The organism is Escherichia sp. WS568, assembly GCF_046486085.1.
Classification (GTDB): domain Bacteria; phylum Pseudomonadota; class Gammaproteobacteria; order Enterobacterales; family Enterobacteriaceae; genus Escherichia; species Escherichia coli.
Genome location: NZ_JBJQMC010000020.1, coordinates 54,265 through 72,324, shown reverse-complemented (window position 1 = coordinate 72,324; position 18,060 = coordinate 54,265). Strand labels below are relative to the sequence as shown.

Genomic DNA, 18,060 nt, shown 5'->3' with positions numbered 1-18,060 from the left:
GCGCATTTATAAAGGGAACATACTATGCGTAAAAAAGAAGAGAATCTGAATACGGCATCAGGATTGCGTATTGCCATGATTTTGCTGGGTATTGCCGTCACACCTGTGCTGTTGTCATCCTCAAGCCTCGGCAATCAACTTTCCAGCGGCAGTTTAATTAGCGTCGTATTGTTAGGCGGCGTCATTCTGACCTTACTTTCAGCCATCACCATTAGCGTGGGAGAAAAAGCCCGCCTACCAACGTATGGCATTGTGAAATATTCGTTTGGCGAAAAAGGGGCCATCGCCATTAACATTTTGATGGCGATAAGTCTGTTCGGCTGGATTGCCGTTACCGCCAATATGTTTGGTCATTCGGTACATGACTTACTGGCTCAACATGGACTGGAAGTTCCACTGGCACTGTTAGTGGCGGCTGGCTGTGTCATTTTTGTCGCCTCTACGGCATTTGGCTTTGCCGTTCTGGGAAAAATTGCCCAGGTTGCCGTGCCGGTTATCGCGCTGGTGCTGTGTTACATCCTCTATGTGGCAACCCATACCGAAGTGGCAGTACCAGCGGCGATTGTGGAGATGAATACAGGTGTCGCCGTTTCCACCGTTGTTGGCACCATTATTGTGCTGGTTGCCACACTGCCTGATTTCGGTAGTTTTGTGCATAACCGCAAACATGCGCTGATTGCCGCAGGCGTGACGTTTCTGGTTGCCTACCCTCTGCTCTACTGGGCGGGTGCAACGCCGAGCGCCATTAGTGGTCAGGGATCTTTACTGGGTGCGATGGCGGTATTCGGTGCGGTTCTGCCTGCGGCGCTGTTGTTGATTTTCGCCTGCGTCACCGGTAACGCGGGCAATATGTTCCAGGGCACGCTGGTGGTTTCCACACTGCTTACCCGCTTTCCCAAATGGCAGATTACCGTGGCGCTGGGTATCCTTTCCGCCATCGTAGGCAGTATGGATATTATGGCGTGGTTTATTCCGTTTCTGCTGTTCCTGGGTATCGCCACGCCACCCGTTGCCGGAATTTATATCGCTGACTTTTTCTTTTATCGCCGTAATGGCTATCAAGAGTCAGTGTTAGCCCAGGAGTCACAGATTAAAGTGCTGACATTCGCAGCATGGATCATAGGCGCAGCGGTTGGCTTTATGACCGTAAAAGGCTTATTCACCCTGACGACGATCCCTTCGGTAGACTCGATTCTGGTGGCATGTATCGCTTATGCGATTCTCAGTCGGGCAAGTCAACACCGCTAATTCCTGGGTATACTCAGGCAATGATTACGGCTGAATCTGGAGAGATTCAGCCACTTTACCACTGACCAGGAAGCCTTATGTTCATCTCAGACGAAACGCTTCGTGTTATTCATCTGGTCGCCAGACACCAGAGCATTACCACCGCAGCCGAGCAGTTAAATAAAGTCCCTTCCGCCATCAGTTACACCATCAAGAAAGCGGAAGAGAGCCTGGGCGTTGAACTGTTCATTCGTAAGGGACGCTATATTGAATTATCGCCAGCGGGAAGTTACTTCATCGAACATAGCAAAACTATTCTTGGCGACCTGGAAGCATTAAAGCGCAACACAGTGCTGATTCACGATGGTATTGAGCGTGAACTGACAATTGCGGTAAACAATATTATTCCTGGTGATTTGCTGGTGGCATTTATTCGAGATTTTGAACGGCAATTCACATCAACAACACTGACGGTAGATCTTGAGGTATACAACGGCTGCTGGGATGCGCTGTACAGTAAGCGTGCCGATCTGGTCTACGGTGCTCCTCATGCAGTGCCAAGCAGTGAAGGCATCATTAGCGAACCGGTCGGACAAATGGAATGGGATTTTGTCGTCAGCCCACTCCACCCACTGGCAGCGAAGCGGCATCCATTAGAAAACAGTGAATTGCGTCATTATCCAGCGGTTTGTATCCGCGATACCTCCGTTAACTTCCCCCCGATGCAAGCCTGGTTGTTGGAAGGACAAAAACCCATTTTTGTTCCTGACTTCGCTACGGCAATCGCCTTAATAGAACAAAACGTCGGTATTGGTTATATTCCACATCATCTGGCATTGCCGTTATTGAACAGCGGTAAATTGCTTAAAAAGCCAATGCGCGAACATAAACACGCCACCAAGTTATTTCTTGCCGCTCGTTCCGATGGTATGGGCAAAGCCTGTCAGTGGTGCATAGAATATTTAAGAAATCCGCAATTAATTTTCTGTTCCTGAAGATCCACATCATACCTGGCATACATAGCAAAATGGCTTCCGGTGTTGGAAGCCATTATTGTGCTGCAATTTACAATGACTCGTTAATACTCATCATCCCCGACGCAAATTCTGCGCCGCCTGCACCATGTTCGCCAGTGCCGCGCGGGTTTCTGGCCAGCCGCGCGTTTTCAGGCCACAGTCCGGGTTGACCCACAGACGCTCTGCCGGAATGCGTTTTGCCGCTTTCTTCAGCAAGGCTTCAATCCATTCCACGCTCGGTACGTTTGGCGAGTGAATGTCATAGACGCCAGGACCGATTTCATTTGGATAATCAAACTCTTCGAACGACTCCAGCAACTCCATGTCGGAACGCGAGGTTTCGATGGTGATGACGTCTGCGTCCAGCGCCGCAATCGAATCCATGATGTCGTTGAACTCGCAGTAACACATGTGAGTGTGGATTTGTGTGTCATCTTTCGCCACAGCGGCGTTGATACGGAAAGCCTCCACGCCCCACTGGAGATAGGCATCCCAGTCGCTGCGACGCAGTGGTAAACCTTCGCGCAATGCCGGTTCGTCAATCTGAATGATGCCAATTCCAGCGGCTTCCAGGTCCGCGACTTCATCACGCAGCGCCAGCGCAATTTGTTTGGCGATGGTTTCACGGCTGACATCTTCACGCGGGAACGACCAGCAGAGAATAGTCACCGGGCCGGTCAACATCCCTTTCACCGGTTTATCAGTCAGGGATTGCGCATATTTTGCCCACTCCACGGTAATCGGTGCCGGGCGGCTAACGTCACCAATAACAATCGGTGGCTTCACGCAGCGGGAACCGTAGCTCTGTACCCAACCGTTTTGCGTAAAGACAAAGCCATCCAGATGCTCGCCAAAGTATTCCACCATGTCATTACGCTCGGCCTCGCCATGTACCAGCACATCCAGTCCCAAACGTTCCTGCTCAACAATGGCCTGCTTGATATGTTCCGCAATGCCTGTGCGGTAGTTGTTGGCGTCGAGATTACCCTTTTTGAAATCCAGACGCAGGGTACGAATCTCCGTGGTTTGCGGGAAAGAACCAATCGTGGTGGTCGGCCATGCTGGGAGTTTAAAACGCGCACGCTGGGCTTCAGCACGCACTTCATAGACATTCGCACGCTGACTGTCCTGAGCGGTGATCGCCGCCAGACGCTTTTCTACTGCCGGATTATGTACACGAGTAGAGTGACGACGCGCCTGAATCGGAGCGCTCCACGCTGCCAGAGCTGCCGTATCACCACTGTTCAACGCATCGCGCAGCAATGCCAGTTCATGACATTTTTGCAGGGCGAAGGCAAACCAGCTTTTCACTTCTGCATCAAGACGTGTTTCCACACTCAGGTCAATGGGACTGTGCAGCAGTGAGCAGGAAGATGCCACCCACAAATCACGTTTGCCGACAATGTCCTTAATTTGCGCATATTTCTCGGTAAGATCGGCGCGCCAGACGTTACGACCATTGATAAGACCCGCAGACAGCAGCCAGTCAGAAGGCAGACGCTTGTGCAGTTCAGCAACGTCATCTTTACCATGTACAAGATCGACATGCAGACCCTGAACAGGCAGCGCAGTAATCGTGTCGAGATTTGGTGTTACGCCTTCAAAATAGGTGGTCAGCAGCAGTTTCACCTGTCCCTGGAGCGCGTCGTAAGCGGGTTTGTATGCGTCCAGCCACGCCTGCGGCAGTTCCAGTACCAGCGCGGGTTCATCAATCTGTACCCACTCGATGCCGCGTTTCGCCAGTTCTGCCAGCACTTGCTGATAAACCGGCAGAATGTCGTTCAGCAGGCTCAGGCGATCAAACTGTTCACCTTTCACTTTACCCAGCCACAGGTAGGTAACTGGCCCCAGCAGCACAGGTTTCACCTTGTGGCCCAGCGCCAGCGCCTCGTCCACTTCCTCCAGCAGCTGCGTCCAGGTCAGTTTGAACTGTTGGCCTTTAACGAACTCCGGCACCATGTAGTGATAGTTGGTGTTAAACCATTTGGTCATTTCCGCTGCCGCCGCAGGTTCGCCAGTCGGTGCACGTCCACGACCAATACGGAACAGGGTGTCGATATCTACCGAACCATCGTTGTTCTGGTGACGCGCCGGAACATTACCCAGCAGCAGACTGGTGGTCAGTACATGATCGTACCAGGCAAAATCGCCCACCGGCAGCAGGTCGATACCCGCTTGCTTTTGTTGCTCCCAGTGACGAGCACGTAATTCACGCCCTACCGCCAGCAGTTCTTCACGCGTGGAGTTCCCCGCCCAATAACTCTCTTGCGCTTTTTTCAGCTCGCGACGCAGGCCAACGCGAGGGAAACCGAGGGTGTGATTAAGAATTGTCATTATATGCCCCTTATGGAATTTTTAGTATTTAGCCGTCCAGATGTTTACACATCCATAATTGGCGGTTACTGTATATTCCTCAAGCGCAAATTATTCATGCCGAAGTGAAGGACTTTCATGATCGAAGTAAAACACCTGAAAACGCTACAAGCGTTGCGGAACTGCGGCTCACTCGCAGCCGCTGCGGCGACGTTGCATCAAACGCAATCCGCCCTGTCTCACCAGTTTAGCGATCTGGAACAACGCCTTGGCTTCCGGCTATTTGTGCGTAAAAGCCAGCCGCTTCGCTTTACACCGCAGGGAGAAATCCTGTTGCAACTGGCAAATCAGGTGCTGCCGCAAATTAGCCAGGCACTGCAAGCCTGCAATGAACCGCAGCAGACGCGCCTGCGCATTGCCATAGAGTGCCATAGCTGTATTCAGTGGCTGACGCCCGCATTAGAAAATTTCCATAAGAACTGGCCGCAGGTGGAGATGGATTTTAAATCGGGCGTAACGTTTGATCCGCAGCCTGCGTTGCAACAGGGCGAGCTGGATCTGGTGATGACGTCCGATATTCTGCCGCGCAGTGGCCTGCATTATTCGCCGATGTTCGACTATGAAGTGCGTCTGGTGTTAGCACCTGACCATCCACTGGCGGCAAAAACGCGAATTACACCGGAAGATCTCGCCAGCGAGACGCTGTTGATTTATCCGGTGCAGCGTAGCCGACTGGATGTCTGGCGGCATTTTCTTCAGCCAGCAGGCGTCAGCCCGTCACTGAAAAGCGTCGATAACACCTTATTGTTGATTCAGATGGTTGCCGCACGGATGGGTATTGCCGCACTACCGCATTGGGTAGTGGAGAGTTTTGAACGCCAGGGTCTGGTGGTCACCAAAACCCTGGGCGAAGGCTTGTGGAGCCGACTGTACGCCGCCGTGCGCGATGGCGAGCAGCGTCAGCCGATTACAGAAGCGTTTATTCGTTCAGCGCGCAATCACGCCTGCGATCATCTGCCGTTTGTGAAGAGCGCGGAGCGACCCACTTACGATGCACCCACAGTGAGGCCAGGATCACCAGCGCGCCTGTAATAAACGTTGGCCAGTGCGGCTGTTGGTGCCAGATAGCCAGGTTTACCAGCAGCCCTGCCGGAACGTGCATATTATTCATAATGCCCAGCGTTCCGGCGTCCACCTGCGTCGCGCCGTAGTTCCACATAAAGTAGCCAATCCCGGAAGCCACCACGCCAAGAAACACCAGAATGCCCCATTGCAACGTGGTTTGCGGCATTTTCTGCGCATTTCCTAGCAAGAACCATGCAATCACTGCCACCAGGAACGCGCCAAGATAGAACCACGCAAAGGCGTTATGCTGCGGCATCGGGCGAGTTTCCATCAGACGTTTGTAACCCACCATGCCGATGGCAAAAGTGATATTGGAGAGTTGCACCAGCAATAAGCCAGTCCAGAAATGGTCGGTGACCTGATCATAGCGAATAATCCCGGCACCAATCACCGCCAGCAAGGCGCTAAAAGCATAGCCCCAGCGCAGACGGCGCTTACTCATGATGTCATAAATCAGCGTGATGTAGAGCGGCGTCAGTACGGTGAACAGCAACAGTTCGGAGACCGTCAGGTAGAGATAGGCGCGGAAACTCAGCATATACATCACACCGAGCTGCATCGCGCCCACCAGCATATACAGGCCGACCGTTTTCAGGCTATTGCCACGGGTACGCAGAAACGGCAGAAAAACGAGTGCCGCCAGGCCAACGCGCACCAGCACCGCAAAATAGCTATCGACGTGCCCCGCAAGGTACTCGCCATAAAAGCTAAAGGAGAAGGCCCACAGAATCGTGGTGATGATAAGTAGCGCCACAATGGAAAACTCTTTGATTAACGAGTATCCATTGTAGCGAAGTATCAGGTTGACAACTGACCAAATAAAGAACGATTACGATAAATAGAGCTTACGCAGATAATGCGGCACTGCGTCCTCGGCGTTAGTACCAATCACTTCCAGTTCCGGATGCAGATCTTTCAGACGCTGGTGCGCACTGCCCATAATGCAGCCTTTCCCCGCCATCGACAGCATTTCGGCGTCGTTCATGCCATCGCCAAAGGCAATACAATCTTGCAGGCTGTAGCCCAGTTTCTTCGCCACCGCTTCCAGCGCATGGCCTTTCGACACGCCGCCCGCCATCACTTCCAGACAGGTTAAGGTAGAGAAACTAACGTTGACGCGATCGCCCCAGCGAGCATTAATCGCCTGCTCCAGCGGCAGCAGTTGTTCATGGGAATCGCAGGTGAAGAACACTTTGCTGACGCCTTCCGGCTCCAGTAATCCCGGCTCATACAGCGCATATTTGAATACCGCTTCTTTAAAAAAGCGCATCTCTTCCGGGCGATGACGATTCATAAACCATTCGTCGTCGCGATAAACGTTAGTAATGATGTCCGGATTGTCGTTGACTACGCCAAACAGATCGCTGGCAATATCGCGATCCAGGTTATGAGCAAAAATCAGATTGCCATCCAGATCGTGAACGCGCGCGCCATTGGAGGTAATCATGTAAGACTTAATCTCCAGATTATCGCGAATTTGCCCCACATCAACGTGGTGACGACCGGTCGCAAATACAAAGTTGATGCCGCGCGCGGTGAGCAGCTTCAGAGTTTCTTTGGCGTAAGGGGATAACGTATGGTCGGGAGAAAGTAACGTGCCATCTAAATCAGACGCAACAACCTGGTACATAAGAAATTTAAACCTCTGTAGAGCGGTTTCCGCTGGGTGAGTTATGCCTGTTGAAAAAATCAACGATAGCGTGGAGCGCGACTGAGCGCATTGCGTCCTTTTCAAAAAGGATCTCATGGTACGCACCTTTAATTACCAACGGCCGTCCTCCTTCGACAGGATGGCCCGCAGCGGTGCGTAGTTCACAAAAACGGTCGTGCATGCGGTTATCCACCACGCGTTCCTCTTCAGCTTGTAAGAGAAGCGTTGGCGTGGCGTCATCACCCGCACCGGCTAACACCTGTTCGCCAGCCAGAATACTTTCGCGTACCCAATGGTAGGTCGGCCCACCGACGCGAATCGTTGGGTCATCAGCATAAAAGCGTAAGTTACGTCGATATCGCTGTCTGCTGTGGGTCAGTACGTTGATAGCAAACGGCAACGCGCGCCAGCGCCCGGTGCCTATTGCATAGCCATCACGGAAACGTGGATGCGCTTCGGCCCAGTTGAGGATCTGCCGTGCCATAAATGACGGCATACGAATCACGATCCCAAACATTGGCGCAGTTAGCGCAATGGCGTCACATACACTTGGATGGCGTTGCAGAAATAATGTGGAGATCGCACCGCCCATTGAATGTGCCAGTATATAGCGTTTACGCCACGGACCGGGCTGAACCTCCTGCTGCCAGAATGCCGCCAGATCATCAACATAATCATTAAAGCGATTAACATGCCCGAGATGCGGATCGGCTAACAGGCGACCGGAACGTCCCTGCCCGCGATGGTCGATGATTAAGACATCAAACCCCAAATGGAACAGGTCATAGGCCAGTTCCGCATATTTTACGTAGCTCTCAATACGCCCCGGGCAGATGACTACCACCCGGTCATGGTGCTGTGCGCGAAAACGGACAAAGCGCACCGGAATGTCATCCACACCAGTAAATTCTGCTTCATCACGCTGACGCCAGAAATCAGTCAGCGGTCCCATGGTAAAAGCAGCAAACGCGTTTTCTCTTGTTTCCCAGTCTTTTTGCTGCTGAAACATCGGGTAATCTGCCTCTTAAACCACGTAAAATCGTTTTTTTAAGCGTGCCTGACACAACGCTGCGACAGTAGCGTATTGTGGCACAAAAATAGACACACCGGGAGTTCATCATGACCTTAGAATGGTGGTTTGCCTACCTGCTGACATCGATCATTTTAAGCCTGTCGCCAGGCTCTGGCGCAATCAACACCATGACCACCTCGCTCAACCACGGTTATCGCGGCGCGGTGGCGTCTATTGCTGGGCTTCAGACCGGACTGGCGATTCATATTGTGCTGGTTGGCGTGGGGTTGGGGACGCTATTTTCCCGCTCAGTGATTGCGTTTGAAGTGTTGAAGTGGGCAGGCGCAGCTTACTTGATTTGGCTGGGAATACAGCAATGGCGCGCCGCTGGTGCAATTGACCTTAAATCGCCAGCCTCTACTCAATCGCGCCGACATTTGTTCCAGCGCGCAGTTTTTGTGAATCTTACCAATCCCAAAAGTATTGTGTTTCTGGCGGCGCTATTTCCGCAATTCATCATGCCGCAGCAGCCACAACTGATGCAGTATATCGTGCTCGGCGTCACCACTATTGTGGTCGATATTATTGTGATGATCGGTTACGCCACCCTTGCTCAACGGATTGCTCTATGGATTAAAGGACCAAAGCAGATGAAGGCGCTGAATAAGATTTTCGGCTCGTTGTTTATGCTGGTGGGAGCGCTGTTAGCATCGGCGAGGCATGCGTGAAAAATAATGTCGGATGCGGCGTAAACGCCTTATCCGACTTACTCTGATGACGCGTCTGGCATCAACGCGAAATAATCAAATGAATGCCAAATCCGGCAAATAACGCCCCGGCAAAACCATCAATCCACTTCGCCAGACGTTGATAACCACGGCGCATTTGCGGCAGGGCAAACAGGCTGGCAACGACGGTAAACCACGCCAGTGTTTCGATAATAATCAACGCGAAAATGCCCCAGCGCTCAGTGGTGCCGACGTTATCGCCGACAAACAGCGAGAATACCGAACCAAAGTAGATAATCGCTTTCGGATTGGCGAGATTGGTCAGTAAGCCTTTCAGGAAACTGCGCCCGCTTTTTGCCAGCTCAACCTGTGGTGCAGGCGCAGAAACCGCCTCTTTTTTCAGTGCACCGCGTAGCATCTGGTAACCCATCCAGCAGAGATACAGGCCACCGCCCACCATAATCAGCGTATGCAGCCAGGCCATTTTTTCGATAATCAAATGTAGGCCAAGCAACGCAATCCCAGCCCAAACCATTACGCCGCAGGTAATGCCCAGCACGCCCATCATCGCTTCTTTACGGGAACGACTGACAGCGGTCTGAGAGACAAAAAAGAAATCGGGACCGGGGCTCATAAGCGCCACAATGTGCACCATGGCGACGGTGAGGAATAACATCAACATACATTAGACTCGCGGGGGAAACGTTTACGGAGTCTTCATCCTGGCACTTTTTTATGCTGCTGACTACTCTTCGTCGTCACCATCGACATGCGCGCGGATAAGCGCCATAAACGGTTTACCAAAGCGTTCCAGCTTGCGCATCCCAACGCCGTTAACGCTGAGCATTTCGCTGGCGGTGATCGGCATCTGTTCAGCCATCTCAATCAAGGTTGCGTCGTTAAACACCACGTACGGCGGGACATTGCTTTCATCGGCAATCGATTTACGCAGTTTGCGTAATTTGGCGAACAGTTTGCGATCATAGTTGCCGCCGAAGGATTTCTGCATCGCTTTCGGTTTGAGCGCCACGATACGCGGCACGGCAAGTTGCAAAGAGGATTCGCCGCGCAGCACCGGACGCGCAGCCTCTGTCAGTTGTAGGGCAGAATGCTGGGCAATATTTTGCGTCACCAGGCCGAGGTGAATCAGCTGGCGGATCACGCTCACCCAATGTTCATGGCTTTTATCACGGCCCATGCCATAGACTTTCAGTTTGTCATGACCATAGTCGCGGATACGCTGATTATTAGCACCGCGAATAACTTCCACCACATAGCCCATCCCAAACCGCTGATTCACACGACCAATGGTGGAAAGGGCAATCTGAGCATCGGTTGAACCATCGTATTGTTTCGGCGGATCGAGGCAGATATCGCAGTTCCCGCACGGCTCCTGCCGCCCTTCGCCAAAGTAGTTCAGCAGCACCAGACGACGGCAAGTTTGCGCTTCGGCAAACGCGCCCATCGCATTGAGTTTATGGCGCTCGATATCCTGCAATTGCCCCTGCGGCTTCTCTTCCAGACAACGGCGTAGCCACGCCATATCGGCCGGATCGTAAAACAGCATCGCTTCCGCGGGCAGGCCATCACGCCCGGCGCGACCGGTTTCCTGATAATAGGATTCGATATTGCGCGGAATATCAAAGTGGACCACGAAGCGGACGTTAGGCTTGTTGATGCCCATGCCAAACGCCACGGTCGCCACCACAATTTGCAGGTCATCGCGCTGAAATTTTTCCTGCACGTCGGCGCGGACATTATTTTCCAGCCCGGCATGATAGGCCGCCGCGCTAATACCCTTGCTTTGCAGGCGCGCAGCGGTGTCTTCTACTTTCGCCCGGCTGTTGCAGTAGATAATGCCGGACTTACCGCGCTGTTCCTGCACGTAGCGCATCAACTGATCGAGCGGTTTGAACTTCTCCATCAGCATGTAGCGAATATTCGGACGATCAAAACTGCTGATTTGAATCAGCGGATCGTTCAGCCCCAGCAGGCGCACGATATCCTGGCGCGTGGTGTCATCGGCTGTGGCAGTCAGCGCCATAAACGGCAGCGTCGGAAAACGCTGACGCAGCTGACCGAGGGCAGCGTATTCCGGGCGGAAATCGTGACCCCATTGGGAGATACAGTGCGCTTCATCAACGGCTAATAACACCGGATTCCAGTGCGCCAGATGCTCAAGAAAGTTATCCAGCATCAGGCGTTCCGGCGCGATATAAAGCAGGCGGATTTGCCCGGTGCGACAGCCTGTCATCACTTCAAGTTGCTGCTCGCGGGTTTGCGTCGAGTTAAGGCACACCGCCGCCACGCCGTTGGCTTGCAGTTGATCCACCTGATCTTTCATCAACGAAATCAGCGGTGAAACAACCACGGTAAGGCCGTTTAGCAATAAGGCAGGGATTTGATAGCAAAGGGATTTTCCGCCACCAGTGGGCATGACAACGAGGCAATCGCGGCCGGAAAGCACAGTGTCGATAATTTCTTCCTGGCCGGGGCGAAACTGTTGGTAGCCAAAGGTTTCTTGTAAAACCTGTTTAGCCCCGGACTCCAGATTCAACACTTCCGCCTGCGCCACATTCACCCCGATTGCCTGAAATAAAAACAGGCGCTATTTTCAGCGCCTGCGCGAGAAACTGCAATGCTTTTAGTCTCTGAGAGGGTAATCCTGGATGCTGGATTCCAGATTTGCCAACCATTCATCAAAACAGGTCGTTTAGCATAACTCCCACACCAACGCGGGTCTGGTTGAAGTTATAGTCGATGAGCGATTCGCCATAGCCGCTGTAAACCTGAGTATAAAGGCGCACATGTTTGGTGATCGGGTAACTTAAGCCTAACTCCGCGCCGCCGTAGCCCGTGTTCCAGTTGTACTGTCCTTTCGCACTCAACACCGCATCACCGAGGTGATAGCCGATTTTAAGCTGGTAGTAACCCATATATTTGGTGATATCCGGGTTATCGTCAGTATTACCCACCACATACCACGGCTTCACCTCTACCAGCCAGTTACCGTTTTCTGCCATCAGGCGTGTATAAAGGCGGTTCCAGCTGCGGGAGGTCGGGTCTGAACGCCCGTTAGAGTCGTGGTTATAACCCATCTCCACATCGCGCAGCGTCCAACCTGCAAAACGGTAATCGGTGGCAAAACCGAGGAACAATTGCGGTTCGTAGTTGGTTTCACGAAACGGTGAAGACTCTTCGCTATTGGACAGTTGCCACCAGGATTTTTGCGTGTAAGACGCACCCAATACCGAGTTCGGGCCTAAAATCCCACGCCACAGCGGAAATGCCAGGCTCAACTGAAACTTTACTTCATCCTTACGCGCATTTTCCGCCCAGTCGTAACTGGCAATCGCTTCTTTATTCAGATCGCTGGTTTGGGTGTAGATGATGTAGTTGGTGTCATAAGGATAAAGGGTGAACGGATTGTCATGCTCCTGCAGCATATTGGCGATAATACTGCCACGCACCGCTGGCGCGTCATGCACCTCTTTCACCGTTGCCTCTTGTGCATATACTGCCATAGGCAACATAAACACCGGCAACAACCAGCCCTGCAGAGTCCGCATCGCTCGTGTTCTCCGTAACGAATTATTGATAAGGTGAATATTTTTCTGCGGGCTATTTTACATACTTAACTCCATAGCCGTTAGTTATCCCTTCCTAAAGTAGAAATCAACAATAAAGAAGCATAAAATCAACATTTCATTAACTAATGAAGTGTAAGGATGATATGTCTGCCGTACTGACCGCTGAACAAGCCCTGAAATTAGTGGGTGAGATGTTTGTTTATCACATGCCGTTTAACCGCGCATTGGGGATGGAACTGGAGCGTTACGAAAAAGAGTTCGCACAGCTGGCCTTTAAAAATCAGCCAATGATGGTGGGTAACTGGGCGCAAAGCATTTTGCACGGCGGGGTCATTGCGTCGGCGCTGGATGTCGCCGCCGGTCTGGTGTGCGTGGGAAGTACCTTAACCCGCCACGAAACCATCAGTGAAGATGAACTACGCCAGCGGCTATCGCGGATGGGGACCATTGATCTTCGCGTCGATTATCTGCGCCCAGGCAGAGGCGAGCGTTTTACTGCTACCAGTAGCCTGTTACGTGCAGGCAATAAAGTCGCCGTCGCCCGCGTTGAATTACACAATGAAGAACAGCTTTATATTGCCAGTGCCACCGCCACCTATATGGTAGGTTGAAGACATAAAAGCAGGTAAACTGCTGTTACCAATTAAAAATGAGTATTCCCGATGGATGCAAAACAAACGCGGCAGGGCGTATTACTCGCTCTTGCCGCTTATTTTATTTGGGGTATTGCGCCAGCGTACTTCAAGCTGATTTACTACGTGCCCGCCGATGAGATCCTGACGCATCGCGTGATCTGGTCGTTTTTCTTTATGGTGGTGCTGATGAGCATTTGCCGCCAGTGGTCCTATTTAAAAACGCTGATTCAGACGCCACAGAAAATTTTTATGCTGGCAGTCTCTGCCGTGCTGATTGGTGGCAACTGGCTACTGTTTATCTGGGCGGTGAACAATCACCATATGCTGGAAGCGAGCCTTGGTTACTTTATTAACCCACTGGTGAACATTGTGCTGGGGATGATTTTCCTCGGCGAGCGATTCCGCCGGATGCAATGGCTGGCGGTGATTCTGGCGATATGTGGCGTGTTGGTTCAGTTGTGGACTTTTGGTTCACTGCCGATTATCGCGCTGGGGCTGGCGTTTAGTTTTGCCTTCTACGGCCTGGTACGCAAGAAGATTGCTGTTGAAGCGCAAACCGGCATGTTAATCGAAACTATGTGGTTGCTGCCCGTGGCGGCGATTTACCTGTTTGCTATTGCCGACAGCTCAACCAGCCATATGGGGCAAAACCCGATGTCGCTGAATTTACTGCTGATCGCCGCCGGTATTGTCACTACCGTACCGCTGTTGTGTTTTACTGCGGCTGCGACACGCCTGCGTCTCTCAACGTTAGGCTTTTTTCAGTACATTGGCCCGACGCTGATGTTCCTGCTGGCTGTGACGTTTTATGGTGAAAAACCGGGTGCCGATAAGATGGTAACCTTCGCCTTTATTTGGGTGGCGCTGGCAATTTTTGTGATGGATGCGATTTATACGCAGCGTAGAACGTCCAAATAAAAAATAAATATATTCTGAAAAAATATGCCGACTCTTGCATGAGAGTGGGCATATTGCCATGCTGACAGGAGACTCACATAAGGAAAGGCAGAATTTCCAGACGTCGTTGTATATTTTCATTTGCTTTAATAAATTTCATTTTTGGTAAATTCAGCATTATGTTATTAGCGATGAGCAAGACCAATCATTAACCAAGTTCTCTTCAGAATGTAATGAAAAATGTGAAGTGCATTTCTTTTTTAAAATTTTTTACCCTATTATTTCTTATCAAATTAACATTGCCCTTAATTATAAGAAAGGAGAATATAAATGAACAACATATTAGGCTCATCAATTAATATGCCCTGTACACTTTTCGAAACTATTACTTTATTCGATGATTTTTCTGCTGATGATATGCAGTATGGGGATATGGAAGAACAAGATTTTCTCTCACTCGGCTTAAGCGACATCTCTGCAAAAGTTGATCCTTACCGCCTCATTAAATACCATTTTCCTGGGCCGAATTCTACTTATGGTGCTTTTAGTGTTCCAACTTCTGGAACAAAAATATCACAAAGTGAATGTATTGATATTTTATTTGCAGAAATGAAAGATCTGGCAAAAATGTTTTCCTTTTTTGGACAATACAAAACACTCATCCAGGATCTGATTGATCATTTTAGATATGGAAATGGCAACAGTTTCCATAGCCAGGAATTGAACTTATCTTTTCATGAACGAATAAACAAATATGATTATAATAGCCCAATACGTGTAATCAAAGAATGTATCGAAAATGATATTTCTTCAACACCTACGATAGGATACCGGCCTCTTCTCCTACAAAAGATTAAGACCGAATTACTTTCATCAAGACTAAATAAATTCAATGATTTTAAAGATAATTTTAATGGCATGGGAATCAGCATTCATGATATCTCAGCTCAAAAAATATCTCTTTTAAATTTTCAAAAATATCCTATGGGCTGGAGCGCTACCATTCATTTCATAGCACAAGACCACTTTGGTTTGGATGTGACTGATATAAAAAACAAGATTTACAACAAGTATAGATTTTTTCGCATATGGTTCTTTTTACAACGGCATAAAGACTTTGCTTTCAAACCTTTTTTCACCAATTTTAACACTATCGAAAGAATCGAAAATTATCTATGAAAAGAAAACTCCAGAAAATTATATTATATTTATTTCTTCTATGCTGCATCTATAATTTATGGACATTGCGTCCTGTACAGATTTTGTATACATACTCTGATGCTGGCAATTCAGTCTTTCTGGTCGTTGATCATCTGCCATGGACTGACAGCGATAAAATAAATTGGTATCTGAAGCATCAGAATGAAATTAAAAATCAACACCCCCTACCAGAAGGTAGTTGGCATACCTGGTATGTTATTGATATCGGTAATGGCTTCACTGACTATAAAAAATATATCGAAGGGCCGTATGAAGATCTCTACTGTTTCCCGACGATTAAGAGCAATGATAATTGCATCGTAAAAAACTATTTAATGGTTATTAATGAATATCCTTACCGTAATACTCATTTTTTTATTGCTGATAACAATGAGTATCAACTAACCCAGGAAAATAAGATAGAGCGAGTGTTCAACCCGCATGACTTTGAAAAAGACAATTTTCAGCAATAAGCCGGATAAAGAACAATCTTTACCCGGCATTTATATTACAACCAGTTCTTCCGCTTAAAGTACAGATACGGTGCCAGGCCCGCGAGGATCATAAAGATAATCGCGCCAGGGTAGCCGAAGCTCCACTTCAGTTCCGGCATAAACTCAAAGTTCATCCCGTAGCTGGAAGCGACCAGCGTCGGTGGCAGGAACACCACGGATACCACCGAGAAGATTTTGATGATGCGGTTCTGCTCGATATTGATAAAGCCCATCGCCGCCTGCATCAGGAAGTTCACCTTCTGGAACAGGGATTCGTTATGCGGCAGCAGGGATTCGATATCTCGCAGGATTTCACGCGCCTGCTCCAGTTGCCCACCCGGTAAGCGTGCTTTACGTACCAGGAAGTTGAGCGCGCGCTGGGTATCCATCAGACACAGGCGAACTTTCCAGCCGATATCTTCCAGTTCCGCCAGCGTGGAGAGCGCCTCGTCGTACTCATCGCCCTGATGCCCTTCCATAATTACCCGGCTCAACTGCTCCAGGTCACTGTAGATATTTTCAATTTCATCCGCCAACTGTTCGATTTTGGTTTCGAACAGATCCAGCAACAGCTCGTAGGCGTTACCGTCCACCATCGACTGGCTACGGGCACGCATACGATACAGACGAAAAGCGGGCAGTTCACGCTCACGCAGAGTAAACAGACGACCATCACGAATGGTAAATGCCACAGTGGAGTTACCGGCGTGATCTTCCGCATCTTCAAAGAAGAAGAAGGAGTGAATATGCAGGCCGTCATCGTCTTCAAAGAAACGTGCCGATGCTTCGATGTCTTCCAGTTCCGGGCGGGTTGCCAGGCTCTGGCCAAGTTCAGATTGTACGCGCAGTCGCTCGTCGTCGTCCGGTTCGACAAGATCAATCCATACTGCATTTACAAGGGGTTGTGACTCTTCGACTTCCAGCCGGGTCAGTCGGTTATTTTCCAGTTGAAATGCGCTCAGCATGACCGGGACTCCCAATGCTTAAAATATCGGACAGTTCGGTGGGCACACAGAAACAAATTGGGTTTCAGACCATTAAACAGCCTGACTCAGCGCGACGGGAAAAATTGAGGTCGCTGACAACCGCTAAGGCTATCAGCAAAAAGGGATAGCCTTAGGAGTTGATCCTGGATGACAGGATAGTGAGCCAGTATCTACTGGGTGTGTCCAAGGCGAATGTCCTCTTAGAGTGATCGTGCGCGCATGTTACGCCAGCAAAATTTTGCCGTCAACACGCAACAGAACACCACAGAACAATAGTTGAACTTCGCGCTTTTTGGTACTCGTCAAGGTCGCTAACAGGATAAAAAAATCCCACATCCAGGACCTATAATGGCGCATCGGCTACTCATTGGTAAAGGAATGATCACCTTGAATCTCAAACGGATTTTTCTCACCTTCACCTTACTTCCCTTGTTTGCTGTTGCCGCTGATGATTGCGCACTCTCAGATCCGACGCTGACCGTACAGGCGTATACCGTTAATCCTCAAACAGAGCGGGTGAAAATGTACTGGCAAAAAGCCAATGGCGAAGCGTGGGGAACGTTACATGCTCTGCTGGCGGATATGAATAGTCAGGGTCAGGTGCAGATGGCGATGAACGGCGGCATCTATGATGAAAGCTATGCGCCGCTCGGTTTGTACATCGAAAACGGTCAGCAGAAGGTGGCGTTAAATCTCGCTTCAGGTGAAGGGAATTTCTTTATTCGTCCTGGCGGCGTGTTTTATGTCGCGGGAGATAAAGTCGGCATCGTTCGTCTGGATGCCTTTAAAACCAGTAAAGAGATTCAGTTTGCAGTGCAGTCAGGGCCAATGTTATTAGAAAACGGCGTAATTAATCCACGCATTCACCCGAATGTTGCCTCGCGTAAAATTCGTAACGGTGTAGGGATTAATAAACAAGGGAACGCCGTGTTTTTGTTGAGCCAGCAGGCGACAAATTTTTATGATTTTGCCTGCTATGCCAAAGCGAAACTGAACGTTGAGCAGCTGCTTTATCTTGATGGCACAATTTCACATATGTATATGAAAGGCTGGGCAATCCCGTGGCAACACTATCCTTTTGTTACCATGATTTCCGTCGAGTGGAAAGGTTAAGCATTGTACACTCGAGGAGGCCAGACAAACTGGGACTGGCTACACAGCTGGAAAATCATCAGATAAATGAAGG

18 protein-coding genes are annotated in these 18,060 nt (G+C 50.0%); 9 read left to right on the top strand and 9 right to left on the bottom strand.

Annotation, left to right across the window (positions count from 1 at the left end; genetic code table 11):
- Positions 1-24 precede the first annotated feature (24 nt).
- A complete protein-coding gene (locus tag ACJHWR_RS19515) occupies positions 25-1,248 on the top strand; it encodes a cytosine permease (RefSeq protein WP_001227354.1) in 1,224 nt (407 codons plus the stop codon).
- Positions 1,249-1,325: 77 nt separating this feature from the next.
- Entirely contained in the window at positions 1,326-2,222 is an 897-nt protein-coding gene (locus tag ACJHWR_RS19510) for a LysR substrate-binding domain-containing protein (protein WP_000470717.1), read from the top strand.
- Between the two features lie 93 nt (positions 2,223-2,315).
- Here the strand turns inward: ACJHWR_RS19510 and metE are convergent, their stop codons facing one another.
- On the bottom strand, positions 2,316-4,577 hold the full coding sequence (gene metE / locus ACJHWR_RS19505; protein ID WP_000153958.1) for a 5-methyltetrahydropteroyltriglutamate--homocysteine S-methyltransferase: 2,262 nt from the start codon (positions 4,575-4,577) through the stop codon (positions 2,316-2,318).
- 117 nt (positions 4,578-4,694) lie between these two features.
- On the opposite strand from metE, the gene metR reads away from it, so the two are divergent.
- Complete coding sequence (metR, locus tag ACJHWR_RS19500) at positions 4,695-5,648, top strand: HTH-type transcriptional regulator MetR (protein ID WP_000573618.1); 954 nt, start codon at positions 4,695-4,697, stop codon at positions 5,646-5,648.
- Here the strand turns inward: metR and bioP are convergent.
- From bioP to pldB, 3 genes are all read right to left on the bottom strand, one after another.
- A complete protein-coding gene (gene bioP, locus ACJHWR_RS19495) occupies positions 5,536-6,435 on the bottom strand; it encodes a biotin transporter (RefSeq protein WP_001196237.1) in 900 nt (299 codons plus the stop codon). The two genes, metR and bioP, sit on opposite strands and share 113 nt — an antisense overlap.
- A 75-nt stretch (positions 6,436-6,510) precedes the next feature.
- The gene (yigL, locus tag ACJHWR_RS19490; RefSeq protein WP_000285355.1) at positions 6,511-7,311 is read right to left on the bottom strand and encodes a sugar/pyridoxal phosphate phosphatase YigL; all 801 of its coding nucleotides are present in this window, start codon (positions 7,309-7,311) and stop codon (positions 6,511-6,513) included.
- Positions 7,312-7,318: 7 nt separating this feature from the next.
- Positions 7,319-8,341, bottom strand: coding sequence for a lysophospholipase L2 (gene pldB / locus ACJHWR_RS19485; RefSeq protein ID WP_053287770.1), 1,023 nt, complete (start codon positions 8,339-8,341; stop codon positions 7,319-7,321).
- Between the two features lie 110 nt (positions 8,342-8,451).
- Between pldB and rhtB the strand changes: the two genes are divergently transcribed.
- Positions 8,452-9,072, top strand: a complete 621-nt coding sequence (gene rhtB, locus ACJHWR_RS19480; RefSeq protein WP_000171717.1) for a homoserine/homoserine lactone efflux protein — start codon at positions 8,452-8,454, stop codon at positions 9,070-9,072.
- A 61-nt stretch (positions 9,073-9,133) separates the two neighbouring features.
- Here rhtB and rhtC read toward each other — a convergent pair whose 3' ends face one another.
- From rhtC to pldA, 3 genes are all read right to left on the bottom strand, one after another.
- Entirely contained in the window at positions 9,134-9,754 is a 621-nt protein-coding gene (gene rhtC / locus ACJHWR_RS19475; protein WP_000928828.1) for a threonine export protein RhtC, read from the bottom strand.
- Positions 9,755-9,817: 63 nt separating this feature from the next.
- Positions 9,818-11,647, bottom strand: a complete 1,830-nt coding sequence (gene recQ / locus ACJHWR_RS19470; RefSeq protein WP_024175814.1) for an ATP-dependent DNA helicase RecQ — start codon at positions 11,645-11,647, stop codon at positions 9,818-9,820.
- 124 nt (positions 11,648-11,771) lie between these two features.
- Positions 11,772-12,641, bottom strand: coding sequence for a phospholipase A (gene pldA, locus ACJHWR_RS19465; RefSeq protein ID WP_001259694.1), 870 nt, complete (start codon positions 12,639-12,641; stop codon positions 11,772-11,774).
- Between the two features lie 164 nt (positions 12,642-12,805).
- Here pldA and yigI point away from each other — a divergent pair, with 164 nt between their 5' ends.
- The 4 genes from yigI to ACJHWR_RS19445 all read left to right on the top strand — a co-directional run bounded on the left by yigI (position 12,806) and on the right by ACJHWR_RS19445 (position 15,867).
- Complete coding sequence (yigI, locus tag ACJHWR_RS19460; protein WP_001277142.1) at positions 12,806-13,273, top strand: acyl-CoA thioesterase YigI; 468 nt, start codon at positions 12,806-12,808, stop codon at positions 13,271-13,273.
- A 51-nt stretch (positions 13,274-13,324) separates the two neighbouring features.
- Complete coding sequence (gene rarD / locus ACJHWR_RS19455; RefSeq protein WP_000339104.1) at positions 13,325-14,215, top strand: EamA family transporter RarD; 891 nt, start codon at positions 13,325-13,327, stop codon at positions 14,213-14,215.
- 309 nt (positions 14,216-14,524) lie between these two features.
- Positions 14,525-15,373 carry a YPO3983 family protein gene (locus ACJHWR_RS19450; RefSeq protein ID WP_001059678.1) on the top strand — a complete coding sequence of 283 codons (849 nt, stop codon included), beginning with the start codon at positions 14,525-14,527 and terminating at the stop codon, positions 15,371-15,373.
- Positions 15,370-15,867: a DUF943 family protein gene (locus ACJHWR_RS19445; RefSeq protein WP_000823792.1), complete on the top strand. Its 498-nt coding sequence runs from the start codon at positions 15,370-15,372 to the stop codon at positions 15,865-15,867. Before ACJHWR_RS19450 ends, ACJHWR_RS19445 begins: the two co-directional genes overlap by 4 nt.
- Before the next feature lie 35 nt (positions 15,868-15,902).
- On the opposite strand, the gene corA is transcribed toward ACJHWR_RS19445, so the two are convergent.
- Positions 15,903-16,853 (bottom strand): magnesium/cobalt transporter CorA, encoded by a 951-nt coding sequence (gene corA / locus ACJHWR_RS19440; RefSeq protein WP_000947159.1) that lies wholly within the window; start codon positions 16,851-16,853, stop codon positions 15,903-15,905.
- A gap of 151 nt (positions 16,854-17,004) precedes the next feature.
- Entirely contained in the window at positions 17,005-17,061 is a 57-nt protein-coding gene (ysgD, locus tag ACJHWR_RS19435) for a protein YsgD (protein WP_211180520.1), read from the bottom strand.
- A gap of 161 nt (positions 17,062-17,222) precedes the next feature.
- Here ysgD and ACJHWR_RS19430 point away from each other — a divergent pair, with 161 nt between their 5' ends.
- Positions 17,223-17,987 carry a phosphodiester glycosidase family protein gene (locus tag ACJHWR_RS19430; protein WP_000951170.1) on the top strand — a complete coding sequence of 255 codons (765 nt, stop codon included), beginning with the start codon at positions 17,223-17,225 and terminating at the stop codon, positions 17,985-17,987.
- The last annotated feature ends 73 nt before the right edge of the window (positions 17,988-18,060 follow it).